20 protein-coding genes, 1 tRNA gene and 1 rRNA gene are annotated in these 18,136 nt (G+C 61.8%); all 22 read left to right on the top strand.

Annotated elements, in window-relative coordinates:
* Positions 1-226 precede the first annotated feature (226 nt).
* Positions 227-343 (top strand): 5S ribosomal RNA (gene rrf, locus L6966_RS10335).
* Positions 344-592: 249 nt separating this feature from the next.
* Entirely contained in the window at positions 593-1,471 is an 879-nt protein-coding gene (locus L6966_RS10330) for a DsbA family protein (protein ID WP_237233338.1), read from the top strand.
* Between the two features lie 186 nt (positions 1,472-1,657).
* Positions 1,658-2,731, top strand: a complete 1,074-nt coding sequence (locus tag L6966_RS10325; protein ID WP_237233337.1) for a nucleoside hydrolase — start codon at positions 1,658-1,660, stop codon at positions 2,729-2,731.
* A 33-nt stretch (positions 2,732-2,764) separates the two neighbouring features.
* A complete protein-coding gene (locus L6966_RS10320) occupies positions 2,765-3,655 on the top strand; it encodes a hypothetical protein (protein WP_237233336.1) in 891 nt (296 codons plus the stop codon).
* Positions 3,634-4,410 carry an energy-coupling factor transporter transmembrane component T family protein gene (locus tag L6966_RS10315; protein ID WP_237233335.1) on the top strand — a complete coding sequence of 259 codons (777 nt, stop codon included), beginning with the start codon at positions 3,634-3,636 and terminating at the stop codon, positions 4,408-4,410. Before L6966_RS10320 ends, L6966_RS10315 begins: the two co-directional genes overlap by 22 nt.
* Before the next feature lie 17 nt (positions 4,411-4,427).
* On the top strand, positions 4,428-5,642 hold the full coding sequence (locus L6966_RS10310) for an ATP-binding cassette domain-containing protein (protein WP_237233334.1): 1,215 nt from the start codon (positions 4,428-4,430) through the stop codon (positions 5,640-5,642).
* A 22-nt stretch (positions 5,643-5,664) separates the two neighbouring features.
* A tRNA-Thr gene (locus L6966_RS10305) sits at positions 5,665-5,738 on the top strand.
* 246 nt (positions 5,739-5,984) lie between these two features.
* Positions 5,985-6,785 (top strand): alpha/beta fold hydrolase, encoded by an 801-nt coding sequence (locus L6966_RS10300; protein ID WP_237233333.1) that lies wholly within the window; start codon positions 5,985-5,987, stop codon positions 6,783-6,785.
* Between the two features lie 184 nt (positions 6,786-6,969).
* The gene (locus L6966_RS10295) at positions 6,970-8,010 is read left to right on the top strand and encodes an ABC transporter substrate-binding protein (protein WP_237233332.1); all 1,041 of its coding nucleotides are present in this window, start codon (positions 6,970-6,972) and stop codon (positions 8,008-8,010) included.
* Between the two features lie 145 nt (positions 8,011-8,155).
* Positions 8,156-9,100 carry a FecCD family ABC transporter permease gene (locus tag L6966_RS10290; protein WP_237233331.1) on the top strand — a complete coding sequence of 315 codons (945 nt, stop codon included), beginning with the start codon at positions 8,156-8,158 and terminating at the stop codon, positions 9,098-9,100.
* Positions 9,100-10,149 (top strand): FecCD family ABC transporter permease, encoded by a 1,050-nt coding sequence (locus L6966_RS10285; RefSeq protein ID WP_237233330.1) that lies wholly within the window; start codon positions 9,100-9,102, stop codon positions 10,147-10,149. Before L6966_RS10290 ends, L6966_RS10285 begins: the two co-directional genes overlap by 1 nt.
* A 5-nt stretch (positions 10,150-10,154) precedes the next feature.
* Positions 10,155-10,994 carry an ABC transporter ATP-binding protein gene (locus tag L6966_RS10280; protein ID WP_237233329.1) on the top strand — a complete coding sequence of 280 codons (840 nt, stop codon included), beginning with the start codon at positions 10,155-10,157 and terminating at the stop codon, positions 10,992-10,994.
* Positions 10,995-10,999: 5 nt separating this feature from the next.
* Complete coding sequence (locus L6966_RS10275; protein ID WP_237225023.1) at positions 11,000-12,082, top strand: siderophore-interacting protein; 1,083 nt, start codon at positions 11,000-11,002, stop codon at positions 12,080-12,082.
* Positions 12,083-12,189: 107 nt separating this feature from the next.
* Complete coding sequence (locus tag L6966_RS10270; RefSeq protein WP_083090535.1) at positions 12,190-12,993, top strand: SGNH/GDSL hydrolase family protein; 804 nt, start codon at positions 12,190-12,192, stop codon at positions 12,991-12,993.
* 554 nt (positions 12,994-13,547) lie between these two features.
* A complete protein-coding gene (gene rpmB / locus L6966_RS10265) occupies positions 13,548-13,784 on the top strand; it encodes a 50S ribosomal protein L28 (protein ID WP_083090534.1) in 237 nt (78 codons plus the stop codon).
* A 2-nt stretch (positions 13,785-13,786) separates the two neighbouring features.
* Positions 13,787-13,957: a 50S ribosomal protein L33 gene (rpmG, locus tag L6966_RS10260; protein WP_083090533.1), complete on the top strand. Its 171-nt coding sequence runs from the start codon at positions 13,787-13,789 to the stop codon at positions 13,955-13,957.
* A gap of 2 nt (positions 13,958-13,959) precedes the next feature.
* Positions 13,960-14,265: a 30S ribosomal protein S14 gene (rpsN, locus tag L6966_RS10255; RefSeq protein WP_083090532.1), complete on the top strand. Its 306-nt coding sequence runs from the start codon at positions 13,960-13,962 to the stop codon at positions 14,263-14,265.
* 74 nt (positions 14,266-14,339) lie between these two features.
* The gene (locus L6966_RS10250; RefSeq protein WP_083090531.1) at positions 14,340-14,627 is read left to right on the top strand and encodes an HU family DNA-binding protein; all 288 of its coding nucleotides are present in this window, start codon (positions 14,340-14,342) and stop codon (positions 14,625-14,627) included.
* 155 nt (positions 14,628-14,782) lie between these two features.
* A complete protein-coding gene (locus L6966_RS10245; RefSeq protein WP_237233328.1) occupies positions 14,783-15,385 on the top strand; it encodes a hypothetical protein in 603 nt (200 codons plus the stop codon).
* 36 nt (positions 15,386-15,421) lie between these two features.
* Complete coding sequence (locus L6966_RS10240; RefSeq protein WP_083090529.1) at positions 15,422-16,003, top strand: copper resistance CopC family protein; 582 nt, start codon at positions 15,422-15,424, stop codon at positions 16,001-16,003.
* 2 nt (positions 16,004-16,005) lie between these two features.
* Entirely contained in the window at positions 16,006-16,662 is a 657-nt protein-coding gene (locus tag L6966_RS10235; RefSeq protein WP_083090528.1) for a copper chaperone PCu(A)C, read from the top strand.
* 75 nt (positions 16,663-16,737) lie between these two features.
* Positions 16,738-18,060: a Dyp-type peroxidase gene (locus L6966_RS10230; RefSeq protein ID WP_083090527.1), complete on the top strand. Its 1,323-nt coding sequence runs from the start codon at positions 16,738-16,740 to the stop codon at positions 18,058-18,060.
* The last annotated feature ends 76 nt before the right edge of the window (positions 18,061-18,136 follow it).

Below are 18,136 nucleotides of genomic sequence, written 5' to 3'. Positions count from 1 at the left end.
GTGGCTTTGGGCCACGTGAGGATCCCTGGAGATGATGGGGTTGATAGGCCAGGTATGGACGCGGGGAATTCCTGTGGAGTTGACTGGTACTAATGGTCCGAAGGCTTACATTTTTCTAGGTATGTTTTTGTTGTTTGCGTCCGCTGTATGGTTTTGAGGTAACAGCCTGTTGGGTTTGTTGTTGCTGCCCCCTTGCTTGTTGGTGTGGGGTGGTGTGTCGTTGGTTTACGGTGGTTATAGCGAGAGGGAAACACCCGGTTCCATTCCGAACCCGGAAGTTAAGGCTCTTTGCGCTGATGGTACTGCATTGGTGACGGTGTGGGAGAGTAGGTTGCTGCCGGTTTTTTATTGTGGGATGTTTTGAGGGCTCTGGGTTTGTTGCCCAGGGCTCTTTTTGTTTTAACAAGCTAGGATCAACACCTACTTTTCATATCCGCACCGGGCACAAGAAGCAGAGCCTTCTACGCTACCCCTCACCTAAACTAATTGTTTCCTGGGAAACCAGTTTGAGCTTCTGTGGAAGGGCATATATCCCCGTTAAAACACGGTAGGCTTGAACCTATCAAGAACGCACGTACGAAAGTGAGCACCCGTGTCTAAGGGAAGTACCTCTGTTGACGCCCGCGAGCGTGCCCGCCAACTGGCGGCGCAGCAGGCTAAAAAAACATCAAAATCATCTACTCGCTGGATTCAGTTCACCGTCCTCGGCGTCATCGCTCTGATTGTAGCAATCGTAGCCGTCGTCATAATCAACGGTAACCGCAACAAAATTCCCGATGCCGGCCCCGTCCCCTCATCCGCAAACCAGTACGGCGGCATCGTCCTCACCGCTGACAGCATCGAACAGAACACCAGCACAGAAGCCGAACGCGACAGCAACAGCCTGGGGGAATCAACCGCAACCTATAAGGCTGCCGACGGCACCGACACCAAAATGCCCCTGGGTGTTGCCCTGCCCGAAGAAGCAGACAACAATGGCGAACCCGTCCGCCTCACCATCTTCCAGGATTACAACTGCGTACACTGTGCCCAGTTTGAAGCTGAAAACGCTGACGCCATCGCAGAACTCGTAGCCAGCGGTGACATCACCCTTGAGATTCGTAACCTAACCTTCCTCGACGCTAACAGCCCAACCCTCTACTCGGCCCGAGCCAACAACGTTGCCTACTCCGTAGCCAACCAAGTCTCCACCGAGAACTTCCTGAACTTCCAGAAGGAAATTTTCACCCACCAGGGCCAGGGGGGCCTCTCCAACGAGGAACTCGTTGCTATCGCTGAGAAGTACGGTGCAGATGTTAAAGACGACGTAGCCAACAACACCTGGCGTCCTTTCATCCAAACCGTCACCCTTGAATCCTCCACAAACGGCATCTCAGGTACTCCCACTGTCTTTGCAGACGGTGAGGTCTTTAGCTCCAGCGACTTTAACGCCTGGATTACTGAGAAGATAGAAGCGAAAAAGCAGGCCTAACCAGCGGTCTCAAGCTCCGTGTACTAAACTGTTACCTAGCGTGTAGGGGCAGTTGCACGCCTTCACCTATGCCCAGTGCATAGACGAAGGTGGGTGGCTGCCCCTTTTCTATGCCCGTACCGAGCGCACACCCTATTAAAACCAGCCCCGCGTCCACCAGCCCGACCAGCTAGCACCGTAAAGCCCATGACCCTGCATTTTCTGATTGACTGCGACCCCGGTATCGACGATGCCCTGGCCCTCACTTACGCTTTTGCCCACCCGCAGGTCGCAGTAGAAGGCATTGTGGCAAGCGGCGGAAACGTGAGTACCGAGCAGGTAGGGCGTAACGTGCGGTGCCTGCTGGAGCTCTTGGGTGCACGGGGCACCCCCTGGGCTTTGGGGGCCGAGAACCCGCTGGCCCAGCCGCTCACCACTACCGAAGAGACCCACGGCCCGCTGGGCACCGGGCACGGGAAACTGCCCGGGCAAACCACACCAACGGGGCGGGCTCACGGTGAAGGGGCGGCCCTGTGGGTGGAAACTGCCCGCCGCTTTCCCGGCAAGCTGCACGGACTCGTCCTGGGGCCCTCAACTAACCTGGCCCTGGCCCTGCGCCTTGACCCCGACCTGCCCCGCTACTTAGCCAGCCTGACGATTATGGGTGGGGCTCTGAACCACCGGGGAAATACCATGCCTACCACCGAGTGGAACGTGCACTCTGACCCTGAAGCCCTGCACGAGCTGCTCGAGACCTACAGCCATGAGGGCAGTGGAGTGCAAGGGAACCAAGGTCAGAACGGACTCGGTTCATCGGCTTTGCCCTACGCCCCGCTGCTCTGCCCCCTGGACGCAACAGAAGAGGCGATCATGACTCCGCAGCTTCGCTCCCGACTAGTAGCTGGGGGAGGAGATTTATTGACCTTTCTCGACCAGGCCCTACAGTTCTACATGGAATTCCACGAATGGGACAAGCTGGGTTTCATAGCCCACGTACACGACCCGTACGTGACTGCCCTGGCTGTCAATCGGGCCCTGGCTGCAAGCGGCCAGCCCCACCTCACCCTGGGGGAGAGTACCCCGGTGGCACTGGGCGTAGAGCTGACCGGCACCCTGACCCGCGGCCAGGTGGTCGCCGACTGGCTAGGGCGCTGGGAGAGAGAACCCAACGCCCAGGCTCTGATCAGTGCCCGGGCACCTGAATTTTTTGAGCATCTGATTCAGACCGTTCGGGCGGCCTACGCCCCCGAAGACCCGCCTAAGCCAAGCTCAAAGAAATAATAAAGAAGAACTATTCTGCAGAAAGGGGTGGGCATGGCCCCCTCATCACACATCACCACAGAGCCCTCAACGTCTGGGCGGAGGGGCTCGGTAGCAGCTGGGCTCCTCGGTAAAAACCCGGAACAGAATACACCGCTGACCAGCTCCCAGAAGGTGCTCAACCTGTTCGCCGCCCTGGTTATTGCGGGAACCTACACCTGGGCCGTTCTCACCGCAGGCGGTACCACCAATTACGCGGCCTACCTAGAAGGCACCTCAGACGCCCAGGCCGCAATCTCCCTTCCCCTCATGTTGGGCTATACCGCTGGCGTCCTGCTGCTACTGGCCGCTAACCTGACCCGCCTGCCCCTGGCAACTATCGCCCTCATTCCCTTTGCGGCAGCCTTTAACATTATCGTGGGCCAGCTGGTTGGTTTCTCGGGCATCCCCCTCTACCTAGACTCTCTCGCGACCGTGCTCATTGGTGTGCTAGCAGGCCCGGCCGCAGGCGCTATGACCGGCATTATCACCAATCTGGCCTGGGGCCTGACCATCAACCCCACTACCATTCCTTTTGCTGCCGGTGCTGCCCTCATCGGCTTTCTTGCCGGCTGCGCTGGCAGGGCTGGTCTCTTTCGCCGCATCTGGACGGCCCTACTGGCCGGGTTTTTCACCGGGATTCTGGCAGGCTTTGTGGGCGCACCAATTGCTGCCTTTGTCTTTGGCGGCGGCCAGGGCGTGGGTACCGGTTCCGTTGTTGCGGCCCTGCAGGCCGCCGGTCAGTCCCTGCTGGGGGCAACCACCTTACAATCCCTGCTCTCTGACCCGCTCGATAAGACCATCGCCTTCGCCCTGGTTGATGATCAAGGGCCTGCCCGCCCGCGCCCGTACCCAGTTCGCTACCAGGTAGAGTGCAGGTGCCCTTGCCTGTTGCACCTTCTTTGAAAGCGCAGTCACGACTGCACCCGAGCACCTGGGTCACCCTGGGGCTAGCAGGGCTGCTCCTTTCCTTCGCCCCACTGCCGCTACCCTGGCAGGCGGGGCTGTTGGCAGTACTCTTTGCTCTGCACCTGGTGGCGCGGACGCTGGCCCCTTGGGGCCGTCTAGTCGTTGTTGGTCTAGCCCCGGTAGCGTCTATGGCCTTTGTGATTCAGCTGGTCTCGCGCGGCGGCGAAACCGTTTGGGCCCGCTGGGTGGTGACTGACTGGATGGTCTTTGCCGTTAGCGCTGAGGGTGCTCTCGTGGGCCTAAGGCTGGCCTTGCAGATTCTGACGTTTGGCTCGGCCTGCGCCCTGTTGATTCTGCCTACCGGCCCGAATGGCCTGCGTACGGCCTTAACCGGCTGGCGGCTGCCGCCGCGCCTTGTCTACCTGGTGGTGGCCTCGCTCAACGCCCCCGCCCAGCTGGCCCACTACTCTTCGCTCATGCGTGAGGCGGCCCGGGCTCGAGGGCTTGCCGATAGTTCCTGGGTAGCACGCGCCTGGCTGGGCGTACGGACGGCCTCTGCTCTCTTCAATCTGCTCCTGCTGGACCACACCGTGCGCGGGGCAACCCTGGCCGACCGCGGGATTGACCGCAGCGGGCAAAGGATTTTCTGGCAGGACTATGCCGACAGCCGCGCCCAACGCTACCTACGCTGGGCTCTACTGCCACTGACCTGCGGTCTTATTATCTGTGCGTATGCGGGGGTCCTTGGATGATGTATATGAGGACGTTGGTGACCGGCCCGCGTGGCTCCGGCAAGTCTGCCCGGTTGCAGGCCCGGGCGCAGGAGCGCGGGGGTATCTTTGTGCCCTCCAATCCTCATGCCCTGATGACGGGACTGGTGCCCACCGTCGCCGAAGAAATCGCCCTGGGTATTGAGCAGGCGGTGACAAGTCGCGTGGAGCTCCACCGGGCTGTGCATACCACCGCCGCTGAGCTTGGAATTACCGACCTGCTTGGAGCTAACCCCCTGAAACTTTCTGGCGGGCAAACTCAACTGGTAGCCCTGGCTGCCTACCTGGTACTGGGGCAGGTAGACGGGCAACCCGGAGGAGAAGGGGCGCCGCCCCTCGCCCTGGACGAACCTCTGCTCGGCCTAGACGATGCCATGCGTGCCCGGGTACTGGCCGCCTTCGCCCGCTACCCAGCTGATCTGACCTGGGCCTCAACCCGGCCCCAGGCCGATGAAGAGGGCCTTGCCACCGGCTGCAAAAATATGGGGGAGGGGGCTTCACTGTTTGCCAAGGAGCCTCTACCTGCTCTGCCTGCCCGGGCTGCGGCAAGCGTCCTGACCCGTGACCTAGCCATATCGCCGGCTGTTCCTGCCCGCCGTCGACGGAAGAAGCAGGCTGTTGCTCCCGTTGCCACCGGTATCAACCTGGATCTTGCACCCGGCGCTTGCCTGATTCTCACCGGCCCCAACGGTTCTGGCAAGACCACCCTGCTGCGCACCATCGCCGGGCTCCTACCCCCGGCCTCCGGGCACCTGACCGTCGGCGGTGTGCAGCCCCACCGGCAGGAGGCCCCCGCCCGCGTCACCCTCGCCCAGCTGGCTGCCCAAACCCCAGCCCACCACTTTCTGGCCTCCACCGTGGATGCTGACATGTGTCTTGGCAACGGGGCCCAGACACAGCCTGCCCTCCGCGAATCCCTGCGCGACTCCCTCCTGCCGGTAGGCTCAGGGGAGAGCCACCCCCTAGACCTGATTCCCACCGAACAGCACCTGCTAGCCCTGGCAGAAGCGCTCGCCGCCGGGGCGTCCTGCCTGCTGCTCGATGAACCCACCGCCGGGCTAGATGCCCCCGGGCTGGAGCAGGTCGCCGCCCTCACAGGAGCCCACTGCGCCGCAGGGGGCAGTGCCATCATTGCCACCCACGACACCGAACTTGTCCGCTTGCTCACGGGTGCCCTCAAGGCCCGGACGTTCAACATGCGGCTCGGGGCATAATCCGGTACACTTGAAAAGTCTTGCCTCCTTAGCTCAGCTGGCCAGAGCACCTGTCTTGTAAACAGGGGGTCACCGGTTCGAATCCGGTAGGGGGCTCTCTTTGCACCCAAAAACAGGGCGAACCGGTGACCATAGCGGAGTTCGCTTCGCTCACCGCGTCCTATTCGCCAGCTCTTATGTCACCGCGCGCGGTGACCCGCTGGCTCATCCGGTAGGGGGCTCTCTTTGCACCCAAAATAGTTTGAGGGAAAGAACAAGGAAGCTCTTTCTCGGCCTCCCCTATAGCCCTATACCAGCCATATTCTTATACAATGAAGTTCCCAGAAAACATAAGGTATGCACATGATTACTCAAGAGATCGGGGAAGGGCGGCCCCTCGTGCTCATTCACGGGTTCGGCGTGGACAGCCGCATCCTGCGCACCCTTGAAAACATAGTAGATTTCTCAGGATGGAGAAGAATCTACCTTGACCTACCCTGGACCGCCCGGGGCCTTAACCCCGCCGCCACAAGTGCAACCGCAGTTCTTCATCTCGCAGAAAAAGAAATTCAGGCCCACCTAGGCAACGAACGCTACGCCCTGATTGGCAACTCCTTCGGGGCAATGATTGCCCGAAGCCTAGCTCACCGGCACACAACCCTAGGCCTAGCAACGCTGGCAGGCGTTTTCGAACCTGACGCTCAGAAACGAAACCTCCCAGAAAAAACAGTTCTCTTCACCGAACCCAGCACCACAGACTCTAGCTTGCTGGTTGCGCCCCAAGACCATCAAGATGAATTTACAGATATTTCAGTCATCCACAACGAACAGAACTTTCAACGCTTCCATCAACACGTTTTGCCCGGCATCCTTGAAGCGGACCCCGGCATCATGCAGGAAATCGCTACACGCTACGTCATTGAGCCAGTCCCAGAAGAAGCAGCAACAGAACCTTACAGTGCCCCGTCGCTCCACATTTTCGGCAGACAAGACCACATCGTAGGGTTCAAGGACGGGCTTGCCTGGCTAGACCACTACACGCGGGGTACATTTGCTGTTCTTGATACAGCCGGGCACAATCTACACCTAGAACAGCCCCAGCTGGTCAAAGCCCTCCTCGAAAATTGGCTGGCCCGACTGGCAAACCAGCCGGAGCGCTTTTAAGCCAGCCCCCAAGCCCTTTACAAACTGCACGTAAAGTGTGCCGGGCGGCACCCCTTGCACCCCCTCCGGGCGCTTGCACAAATACGCAAGCAAAAGATAGTCTTATTCCTGGCTTAGGGTCACCTAAGCAGTTCTATAGATAGTCCTATAGAACCAAACACCCTTCCCAGGAGAACACAAAACCATGGTCGCCATCACTCGTAGCGCCTTCCTCAAGGCCACCGCAGCCACTGCCCTCACCGGCCTCCTCGCAGCCTGCACCACCGGCCCCAACGATACCTCAAGCAGCAGCACCAGTTCAGCAGCCTCAGGTGAGAGCTACACCGTCAAGCACGCCTTCGGCCAGACCACCTTCAGCGCGGTACCCCAGAAAATTGCCGTCGTGAACTTCTGGAAGAACCCCGACGTCCTCCTGGCCCTCGGTGTTGTACCCGCAGGTACCCCCGTCGTCACCTACGGCGCTAACGCTAACGGCTCCACCGACTGGTTCGACGCCAAGCTGGCCGCACTCGGCGGCACCGCTCCGGTGACCTACGACGAAACCGACGGCCCCGACTACGAAGCCCTCGCCACCCTGGCCCCCGACGCTATCTTCTCCGTCTACGGCGACATGACCCAGGAAGTCTACGATAAGCTCACCGCCATCGCCCCCGTTGTCGCCGCCCCCGAGGGCGTGGGCGCCTTCGCTGCCTCCTGGGAGGACGTCGTCAACCAGGCCGGAGCTATGCTCCAAAAGCAGAGCGAAGCCACCGCCCTCATCGAAAAGACCGATACGCTCATCAAGGACACCGCTGCAGCCAACCCCTCCCTGGCCGATAAGACCTTCGTGGCCGGCATGTTCGACCTCGACGCCCAGACCCTCTCCGCCTACGTGGCCTCCGACTCCCGCTCCCTCTTCCTGACCTCCCTGGGCATGAAGCTGGCCCCCTACATCGAGCAAAACGCAACAGAGGCCGACACCTTCTTCTTGACCATCTCCGGCGAAGTTCTACCCGAGGTCGTCTCAGACATCGTCTGGGCCTGGGGTACCAGTAACTCCGACGAAGAAGCCATCAAATCCAACACCCTCTTCTCCCAGATGCCCGCCGTAGCTAGCGGAGGCCTGGTCGTTGAAACTGACCAGCACATCACCCTGGCGCTCTCGGCTGCCTCACCGCTTTCAATAGCCTGGACCATCAACGAGACCGAGGCTCTCGCCAAGCTCTCTGCCGCCGCCGGTGCCTAACACCTCAATGAGCTCAGCGGCCGGTAGCTACCCTCAGGCCCAGCAGGGTGCTGTACAGGGTGCGGGTTCCAGCCACCGCCCAAGCGGCCGACCCACCGGCACGCGGGCTGTGGCGCTCGCCTGCGCCCTAATAGGGCTTCTTCTAGTGGCAGCTGGGGCCTCTTTCGCCTTTGGCGCCCGCACCATCTCGCCCGTGGATGTTCTGACCTTTGCCACCGGCGGGCAGATTACCGAGGCTGACGCGGCTGTGCTGACCCAGCGGGCCGTCCGGACGCTCACCGCCTGCCTGGTCGGTGCGGCCCTGGGCCTAGCAGGGGCAGGGCTGCAGGGAATCACCCGCAACCCGCTGGGTGATCCCGGAATCCTGGGTATTAACGCGGGCGCATCATTCGCGGTGGTCGCCGGAATCACCTTCTTCGCGGCCAGCTCCACCGGGGTTTTTGCGCTCTGGGCCTTTGCCGGAGCGCTGGGTGCCGCCGTCGCGGTCTACGCCCTGGCCTCCCTGGGGAGTGGGGGAGCGACACCCATCAAGCTGGCTCTCATGGGTGCAGCTCTGACCGCCGGGCTAGGCTCGGCCACTACCGCTCTGATTCTGACCAACCAGGGCGCCCTCGATAACCTGCGCCGCTGGCAAATCGGTACCGTTGCTGGGGCCTCACTGAACGACACGGCAGGAGCCATACTCCTGCTGGCCCTGGGCGCTGTGATTGTGCTGAGCGGCGCCCGAACCGTCAATACACTGGCCCTGGGTGACGACATGGCCGCTGCCCTGGGCACTAAGGTGGCAGCCCGCCGAGCCCTACTGACCGCTGGCATCACCCTGCTGGTGGGCACCTCTATCGCCCTGACCGGGCCCATCGCTTTTTTGGGTCTCATGGCCCCGCACGCCATGCGGGCACTCGCCGGAGCCGACTACCGGGCCCTGTTGCCGCTCTCTGCCCTGGCTGGTGCCCTGCTCCTGGTTGCCGCCGACACTGCCGGACGACTACTGCTACCTCCCCAGGAAATTCAGGTGGGCGTGATGATGGTAGCCCTGGGCGTACCCGTCTTTATCTACCTGGTCCGCCGGGGAAAGGCGGTCAACCTCTGATGACCACCCCACTTGAGACCCTACGCCGTACTCGGGCAGCCGCCCGCAGGCGCCCAGCCTTAGCTGTCTGCGGGCTGGCCCTTGCCCTGCTGGGCACCTGCGCCGTACGCGTCCTACTGGGAACCTACACCGTGACCGTTCCTGATTTCTTCACGATTGTGGGCGGCGGAACGATTGACCACGCCCGCGGGGCCCGCTACATCGTGCTGGAAGAGAAACTACCCCGTGCTGTACTAGGAACCCTGGCTGGTGCTGCATTTGGCCTGGGCGGGGCGCTCTTCCAGCTTCTGTTGCGTAACCCCATTGCCAGCCCCGACATCATCGGCATCTCCAACGGCGCGGCCCTGGGAGCCGTCATCGGCATCATCTTTCTGGGGCTCAGCGGGTTCCCGCTCACCCTGCTGGCCGTCGGGGTCGCGCTGGCCGTGGCCCTACTGATTCTGATGCTTGCCTCCGGCGGCCAGGCACTCGCGGGGCCGGGGACTGCCGGCAACAGGTTCGTGCTGGTCGGCCTGGGTATCTCGGCGGCGGCCGGGGCCTTCATCCAGTACGTGCTCTCGCGCACCTCAACCACCAGTGCCCAGACCCTGGCCCACTGGCTGGCCGGATCACTCTCCACCGCCAACTGGGACCGCATCAGCCTGCTTCTGCTACTTCTAGCCCCTCTACTTCTGCCGCTGGTAGTGTTCGGCAGGCAGCTGCACGCCACCGCGGTGGGTGAGGACCTGGCACGCGGTCTGGGGGTGCCCGTGCGGGCGGTGCGCACCGGCTTTATCGCTCTGGGGGTACTCCTGGTCGCCGTGGCTACCGCAGCTACCGGCCCGATTGCCTTCATCGCCTTCATGGCCGGGCCGCTGGCCCGGGCCCTCACCGGGGGCCGCCACAGCCTCACTGCCTCTGCTCTCGTCGGCGCGATTCTAGTGGTCGGAGCGGATTTCATCGGCTCCAACCTCATCCCCGGTGCCAACCTGCCCGCCGGCGTCCTGACCGGCGCCCTTGGTGCCCCCGCCCTCATCTGGCTCCTAGCCCGCTCACCCGAAAGAAGCTAACCCACATGCCCACCGCAACAGCACGCACCCTAGAAATCAACGGTCTACGCTTGGGCTACGGCGAGACCGTGATTATTCCCGACCTGAGTCTGGCCGTACCCACCGGCAAAGTTACCGCCCTGATTGGGCCCAACGGCTGCGGTAAATCCACCCTGCTCCGCGGTATCGCCCGCCTGCTCAAGCCCGCTAACGGTACTATCAGCGTGGACGGGCGGCCCGTGAGCTCCTACGGCGGCAAAGAGTTCGCCCGTATGGTCGGGCTACTACCCCAGATACCCGTGACGCCCGAGGGCGTCACCGTGGCTGACCTCGTGGCCCGCGGCCGCTACCCCTACCAGGGGCTCTTCCGCGGAGCGAACAGGGACGACGACGCAGCGGTCGCCCGCGCCCTCGAGGCCACCAACACCCTAGAACTAGCCGACCGGCAGGTGACCGAGCTCTCCGGCGGCCAGCGCCAGCGCGTCTGGATTGCCCTGGCCCTAGCCCAAGAAACCGACGTGCTCTTGCTCGATGAGCCCACTACCTACCTGGATCTCGCCCACCAGGTTGAGCTACTTGACCTACTGGCCACAATCAACGAAGAGCGGGGCACCACCATGGTCATGGTGCTCCACGAACTCAACCTGGCAGCTCGCATCGCCCACCACCTAGTCGCCATGAAAGATGGGCGTATTGCCGCAAGTGGTAGTGCAGAACAGGTGCTGACCAGCGCTCACCTTGAAGAGATCTTTGGGCTCCAGGCAGAGGTCGCCGATCCACTAGCTGATGGGTCCATTGTGGTGGTCCCTCGCGCCCGGGCAACAGCCCGTGCGATGTCAGAGCTGGCTACGGACGCGGGGGTGTGAGTCTCTTGCCGACCCCCACTTCCACGCCCTCCCAAGGGCATCAGCCTGCCCGCCGCCGCGACGTCCGAGCATCCATCAACCAGTACGGGGTCTTTCCCGTGACCGTCTCGCGCGTCATACGCCTGACCCCCTCTTTTGCACGTATCTCGCTCACCGGCCGCTCACTGTTGCACGCGGCCGACCCCATCTCTGAGGGAACCGGGCAGGTCTACGACGCCTACATCAAGCTCCTCGTTCCACCGGCTGGTGCCAGCGGCCCCACCATGATTGAGCTCGATGACTCATGGCGTAGTCGCTGGCTCGCTGCCCCTGAAAGTGAGCGTGGGTATATGCGCACCTACACCGTTGCTGACTCACGGCTGGTGCCGTCTGTAGGGGTGGACGAAACACACCTGCTCGGGGTGATCCCGGCGGCAGAAGCCGACCTAGAACCTCTCAAACGTACCCTGCCTGAGGGGCTCCAGCCCGAAATTGACGTGGATTTTGTGGTGCACACCGACGCTCTGGGACTCAGCGGCCCCGGTTCCACCTGGGCAGACCACGCCGCTGTAGGCCAGCGGGTTTCGCTTCTCGCGCCCCTGCGGGGTTCAATACTCTGGAGCTCCTGGGCACCCGGTGCCGCAACCGACCTGCTACTGCTCGGTGACGAAACAGCAACTCCCGCCGTCCTCTCCACCCTGCGCTCCCTACCGGGCAACACCCGTGGAGCCGCCTACCTTGAAGTGCCTGCAGCAGACGCCGCAATCGCGTCACTCTCGCAGGTCACGGCACTGACCAAGCGCCTGCCGGGGTTCACCCTGCGCTTTTTGCTGAGGCAGGGGCAGGACGCCCGGGGGCAGCTTTTGGCTGAAGCCCTGAGGGAAAGCTGCGGGCTAGATGTCGCAGCTGCTGGTGTGCCGGGTGAGACGGCAGCCCCCGACGAGATTGTCTGGCAATTAGCCGATGACCCCCAGGGCACCTATGTTTTCATCGCTGGGGAATCCTCACTGGTTAAAAACCTGCGCCGCATCTGCGTGAATGAGGCCGGTCTTCCTAAAGGGTCCATCTCTTTTATGGGCTACTGGAAGGCCGGGCAGGCTGAGAGCTAGCTCCCCTCAATGTGTGCTAGCTGGCATTCTTCATTAACGCCTGTGATTTTGAGGGCGGAGTAGAGTTGATTGATAGTAGCACCGCCAACCGAAAGGCCTAGTCCGCTATGATCTCGGTCCTTGGACGAGACGAATCTATCCGCTATGTAGCCCTCGGCGACTCCCTCAGTGAAGGCGTCGGCGACGATGCCCCCGACCGCCCCAACGGGGTGCGGGGTTGGGCCGACCGCATCGCTGAGCAGTTCATGCTGGCTGACCCTCAAGCCCGTTACGCTAACCTGGCTATTCGTGGGCGTCTACTGACTCCCATTATCGAAGAGCAACTCGAAGCCGCCATCGACCTCAAACCCAACCTGGTCTCCTTCATCGGTGGTGGTAACGATGCCCTGCGCCCGAGTTTTGACGCTGACCGGCTGATAGCCCGCTACGATGAGGCTGTGAAAACCCTGCGCGATGAGGGTATTGAGGTCTTTACCTTGACCGGCTTTGACCCCGGCCCCAAGGGCTTTTTCAGCGGTAACCGCGGCCGCGTTGCCCTCTTCAACGAGCTACTGCGCGAGGTGGCGGAGGAACGAGGCGTGACCATCGTTGATTACTGGCGTATGCGCGAACTCCGCGACCTGCGGTTTTGGGCACCTGACCGCCTGCACATGAACGCTGCCGGGCACACCTTGGTTGCCCGCAGGGTACTTGAAACCCTGAGCGCCGAGAATATTCAGATTGGGGACCCTGTGATTCCTGATGCCCAGCGCAAAAACCGTGTTCAAGAGGCTCTCGATAACGCCAAATGGGCCCGTGAGTTCGTGGTTCCCTGGATTGGCCGTCGCCTGCGCGGTACTAGCTCGGGCGACAATATCAGCCCCAAGTACCCTGAACTGACACGGTTTGATGTGCTGCCCGAGGGTGCCTGAGCCTCCCGGTAGGTGTTGAACCGGTCGTAAAATTAAGTCGTTAACACCACATTCACACAGATATGCGCGCTGTTCGCCAATGTTAACGGGGTGGGCGCCCGCAGTTAGCCCCGGCGGAGCGCGCCAAAAACCCCGGAATAAAGCCCACTATGACTTGCGAAAAGTAAGATAACCGGTAAAATCAACGGTAAGGTTAAAACGCACAAAAGACCCCTGATGAGTAGCTTGCGCACACCGGAGCGGGTAGCCCTAGCACCGGTTACCGCAAGCTTTTTATTGGGTTTAAAGGTTGCGTGGTATCCCGTAATTACCTAGAATTTAAGGCTGTTCGTAGTGGTGGCAACACCTCTCGCACACCTAAGCTTCACCGTTTTTCCTGCGGCGGGGATTCACGTCGGTCTCTCACCCGATGGCGAGTCTCACACACTCTAGCCTTGGAGAATAACCCGGTGCTCTACCTATAGGTGACGGGACGCCCATTGCTGATCGGCCAGCCCAGGTTGCCGAACACCAACTGCGTACCGTCATTTCGTCAACATTTGGAGGAGAAAACTATGGCAGCTGTCTGCCAGGTGACCGGAGCTGTTCCCGGCTTTGGACACAGCATTTCGCACTCGCACCGTCGCAACAAGCGCCGTTTCGACCCGAACGTCCAGAAGAAGAAGTACTACGTGCCCTCGCTTCGTCGCAACGTAACCCTGAACGTCTCTGCAAAGGGCATCAAGGTTATCGATGCACGCGGTATCGACGCAGTAGTTGCAGACATCCTTGCACGCGGAGAGAAGATCTAAACATGGCATCAAAGGCTAAGGACGTCCGTCCTATCATCAAACTTAAGTCCACTGCGGGCACCGGCTACACTTACGTCACCCGTAAGAACCGCCGTAACAACCCCGATCGTATGGTTCTCAAAAAATACGATCCCGTTGTCCGCAAGCACGTTGACTTCCGAGAGGAGCGCTAGGAATGGCGAAGAAGTCCAAGATCGCTCGCAACGAACAGCGCAAGGTCATCGTTGCACGCTACGCTGAAAAGCGACTAGAACTGAAGAAGACCCTGGTTGACGAGAACGCAAGCCCCGAGGAGCGTGAAGCAGCCCGCGTGGGCCTGCAGAAGCTACCCCGCAACGCTTCACCCGTCCGCGTCCGCAACCGCGACCAGATTGACGGCCGCCCCCGCGGTACCTTCCAGAAGTTCGGCATTTCACGTGTGCGCTTCCGCGAGATGGCACACCGTGGCGAATTACCCGGTGTTACCAAGTCGAGCTGGTAATCTGTAGCTGATATGGTTAGCCTTGTCAGTAGGGCTAACTCAGTCACTAACTAAAAGTCTCAAAAGGAGCATTCATGGCTAAGAACCGTAGCGAACTCGTTGCAGAGGTAGCAGAGAAGGCTGGCACCAGCCAGGCAGCAGTGAACGGTGTGCTCGACGCACTGTTCCAGGTCTTCGAAGCATCCGTTGCTAAGGGCGAGAAAATCACCATCCCCGGCTGGATGGCAATTGAGCGCACTGACCGTGCAGCCCGCACCGGCCGCAACCCGCAGACCGGCGAAACCATTCAGATTCCCGCAGGCCACGGTGTCAAGCTGACTGCAGGTTCCAAGCTGAAGGCAGCAGTCTCCACCAAGAAGTAACTCTCGGGCAGACTTTAAAGGGCCACCCCACGGGGTGGCCCTTTTACTGTGCCCTCAAAGGAGCTGGAATCACGATGAGAGCGGCAGGACGCCTGCTACCAGCTATGCGATAATGGGCGGGTAGTACAAGGCAACACACGAAGAGGGGAGGCGCCATGAGCCGAGGCCACCAGTTGCTTCGCGCCTGGGCTGTTGCTATCACAGCCACGGGCACCGGTGCCCTCTTGCACCTTGCCGCCGGCGGGCACGCACCGCACCCGCTCGTCCTCGCCCTGGCAACCTCTCTGGCAGCCCTGCTGACGCTGGGGCTGAACCGGCTCAAACTCCCCACAACCTCGCTAGCTACCGGCGTGGCGGTCGGTCAGGGAGCCCTCCACACCCTCTACAGCCAAGGGCACCCGCTCACCAGCAGCGGCACGGGCACCCACACCCACCATCTGGCTCCCGGCGGGGCGCCGGGTACAGCCGTAGCGCTACAGCCCGCTCTCGAACCAGCCACCCAGGCCGGGCCCCTCATGTGGGTTGCCCACACCGTCGCAGCGGCCCTCACCTTTGCGTTCCTAGCCTACGGCGAGCAACTGGTGCGCCTCCTAGGGGCACTGCTCCGCCAGATCCGTCTAGCGCTCACGCCTCCCACACCCGCCCCCTGCTGGCAGGTGCCAACCCAGCCGGTAGACACCCGCGTGCAAGCCCTCACCACCACACTCCGTGGAACAGGCCGAATTACCCGCGGCCCACCCGTCCCTGTGCTGACCTAAACCGCATCACATTTCATCTCAACACAAGGACGAACAATGAAAACCTCAGGCACTCGTCTGCGCACCCTCGCCGCCACCGGCGCGGTCGCAGCAGCCACCCTGCTTGGTGCCAATCCCGCCCAGGCACACGACGAACTGCTAGCTACCAACCCCGCAGACGGCTCTACCTTGGCTCAAGCCCCCGCCGAACTTGAACTCACCTACAGCGGCGACATCATGGACGTAGACGGCGCAAACCAGGTGCGCGTGACCAATGCCGCAGGTGACAGTGTCACCAGCGGTGACCCCGAAATAGACGGCACCGCTATCAGGCAGCCCCTGTCAACCTCAGCGGCTGAAGGCACGTATACGGTTACCTGGCGTGTCGTCTCATCAGATGGTCACCCTATTCAGGGAACCTTCACTTACACCGTGGGAGACGCCTCGGCAGCAACAGCCTCAGCCGAGCCGTCTGCCGAAAACACCGATAGTGCGTCTACGAGTAGCGCGGACACCGACCCCGTCAGCCAGGCCACCGGCGGCCTACCGATGCCCCTGAAAATAGTGCTTGGCCTGGTCGCTGTAGCTGCCCTGGGTTCGGTGCTCACCGTCGTACTCAAGAACAGGGGGGCCAAGTAGCCATGTCATTAGCACAGTCACCCCTCCGTCTGACCACGCTGGCTGCAGTAACCCTGCTAGCCATGAGCGCCTGCGGAGCAACCAGCTCAGACACCTCGGCTGACAGTAGTAGCGGCGCAGGTGCGTCTGCTTCGGCCAGCTCCTCCAGCTCTACCGGTCTGACCGTGGCAGAAGCCTGGGTCAAAGCCAACTCCAGCGATATGACCGGAGCTTTCGCTACCCTGACCAACACCACAGATGCGCCCATTACCGTCAACGGGGCCAGTGCAGCCCATGCGGGCACGGTTGAACTTCACACCACAGAAATTGACCCGGGCACCGGAACCAGCACCATGAAAAAGATTGAGGGTGGGTTCACCCTCGAACCCGGCGCAAGCCTGGACCTGGCTCCCGGTGGAGACCACATTATGCTCATGGGCATGACCTGCTCCCTGGCAGCGGGCACCACCGAAACCATCACACTCACCACCAGCGCAGGGGACTTCAGCTTCGAAGCTGAGGTGCGTGATTACGCCGGGGCCCAGGAAGAATATGCTCCCGGTGAGGCCAGCAGCCCAGCCTCGGAGTCAGCTGACATGGCAGACCATTCCATGCATATGGGCCACAGCGGTGACGCCAGCTCCGCAGCCACCTTGCCCCAGTGCTCCTCAACTCGCTGACTCACTGCCAGTAGCATCGCCCTGCCCAGAACGCCTACTCAAGGCCTTTCGGGCAGGGCCTTCGAAGGAAACAGCATGACCAGCTCATTTGAAGAAGATCTTGACCGGGCCCTGAGCGGTGCCCAACACAGCCAACCTACCCAGCAGCCCAGGGGCACCAGCCGGCGTGTAGCTCTCGCCGGGGCACTCGGAGTCGGCACCGGAGCCGCTGCCACCCTGGCTAGCCAGTATGCTGCCGGGGCTATGAACACCGGGGGAGAAGGACCAGCCGCGCCTCCCTTGCAGGGCGCCCGCGTCCCCTTCTACGGCCCCCGCCAGGCAGGAATCGATACCCCACCTCCCACCTACGGCGTCTTCATCGCCGTTGACCTGAACAGCGCCATAGACCGTGACGGGGTGCGCCGCCTCTTGCGCGTGCTCACCGCAGACGCCGCCCGCCTCACCGACGGGCGTGCCCCCATCACCGACCAGGAACCAGAACTAGCCACCGTTCCGGCCAACCTCACCGTCACTTTCGGCTTTGGTGCCCGCATCTTCGAGATCGTCGCACCCGGAAAAAAACCCTCCTGGCTGAGGCCCCTACCCGCCTTCGAACAGATAGACCAGCTCCAAGCTCAGTGGAACGACGGCGACCTCCTGCTGCAACTGTGCTGTTCCGACCGCTTCACCCTGGCCCACGCTCAGCGCGTGCTTCTCAAAAATATTCGCACCTTCGGCTCGGTACGCTGGGTGCAAGAAGGCTTCCGCAGAGCCTACGGTAGTGAACCGGACGGCATGACCATGCGCAACCTCTTCGGGCAGGTTGACGGCACCGTCAACCCCTCCACCGCTGACACCACCATGGACGCCTACGTGTGGGGCCAGCACGATGCGCTTACCCCCTGGGAAGAAGGCGGCACCTCCCTGGTTATTCGCCGCATCCACATGAACCTAGACACCTGGGACCAGGCAGACCGGCCCGCCCGTGAGGATGCCGTGGGCCGCAACCTGACGAATGGTGCCCCGCTCACCGGTGTGAACGAACGGGATCCCGCCGACCTCTCAGCCACCAACGAGCTGGGGTTTGACGTCATTGCCCCCTATGCCCACATCCGCCGGGCTGCCGCCCAGAACCGGGTAGAGCAGATCCTGCGCCGCGGCTACAACTACGACCTGCCGGTGCATAATGCCTCAGGCTTCTCGGGGCACTTTGAGACCGACGGGGGAGTGAGCTCTACCGGGCTGATTTTCTGCTCCTACCAGGCTGACCCCGTAAAACAGTTCGTGCCCATTCAGCAGCGTCTGGCTGAGCTCGATATGCTCAACACTTGGACGGTGCCCATCGGCTCCGCAGTCTTCGCGATTCCCGCAGGCGCCAGTGAAGGCGGGTTCGTAGGTGAGGGGCTTTTCGCAGAGTGAGGGCTCGGTTACGCAAGGGGCGCGGGAGACGGTACGCGCCTCCCGCGCTAGAGGTATACAGCAGACACACAGGTCA

Origin of the sequence: Rothia nasisuis, assembly GCF_928381405.1 — a bacterium.
GTDB lineage: Bacteria > Actinomycetota > Actinomycetes > Actinomycetales > Micrococcaceae > Rothia > Rothia nasisuis.
The sequence above is the reverse complement of the archived record's forward strand: the minus strand, read 5'-3'. Positions and strand labels throughout refer to the sequence as shown.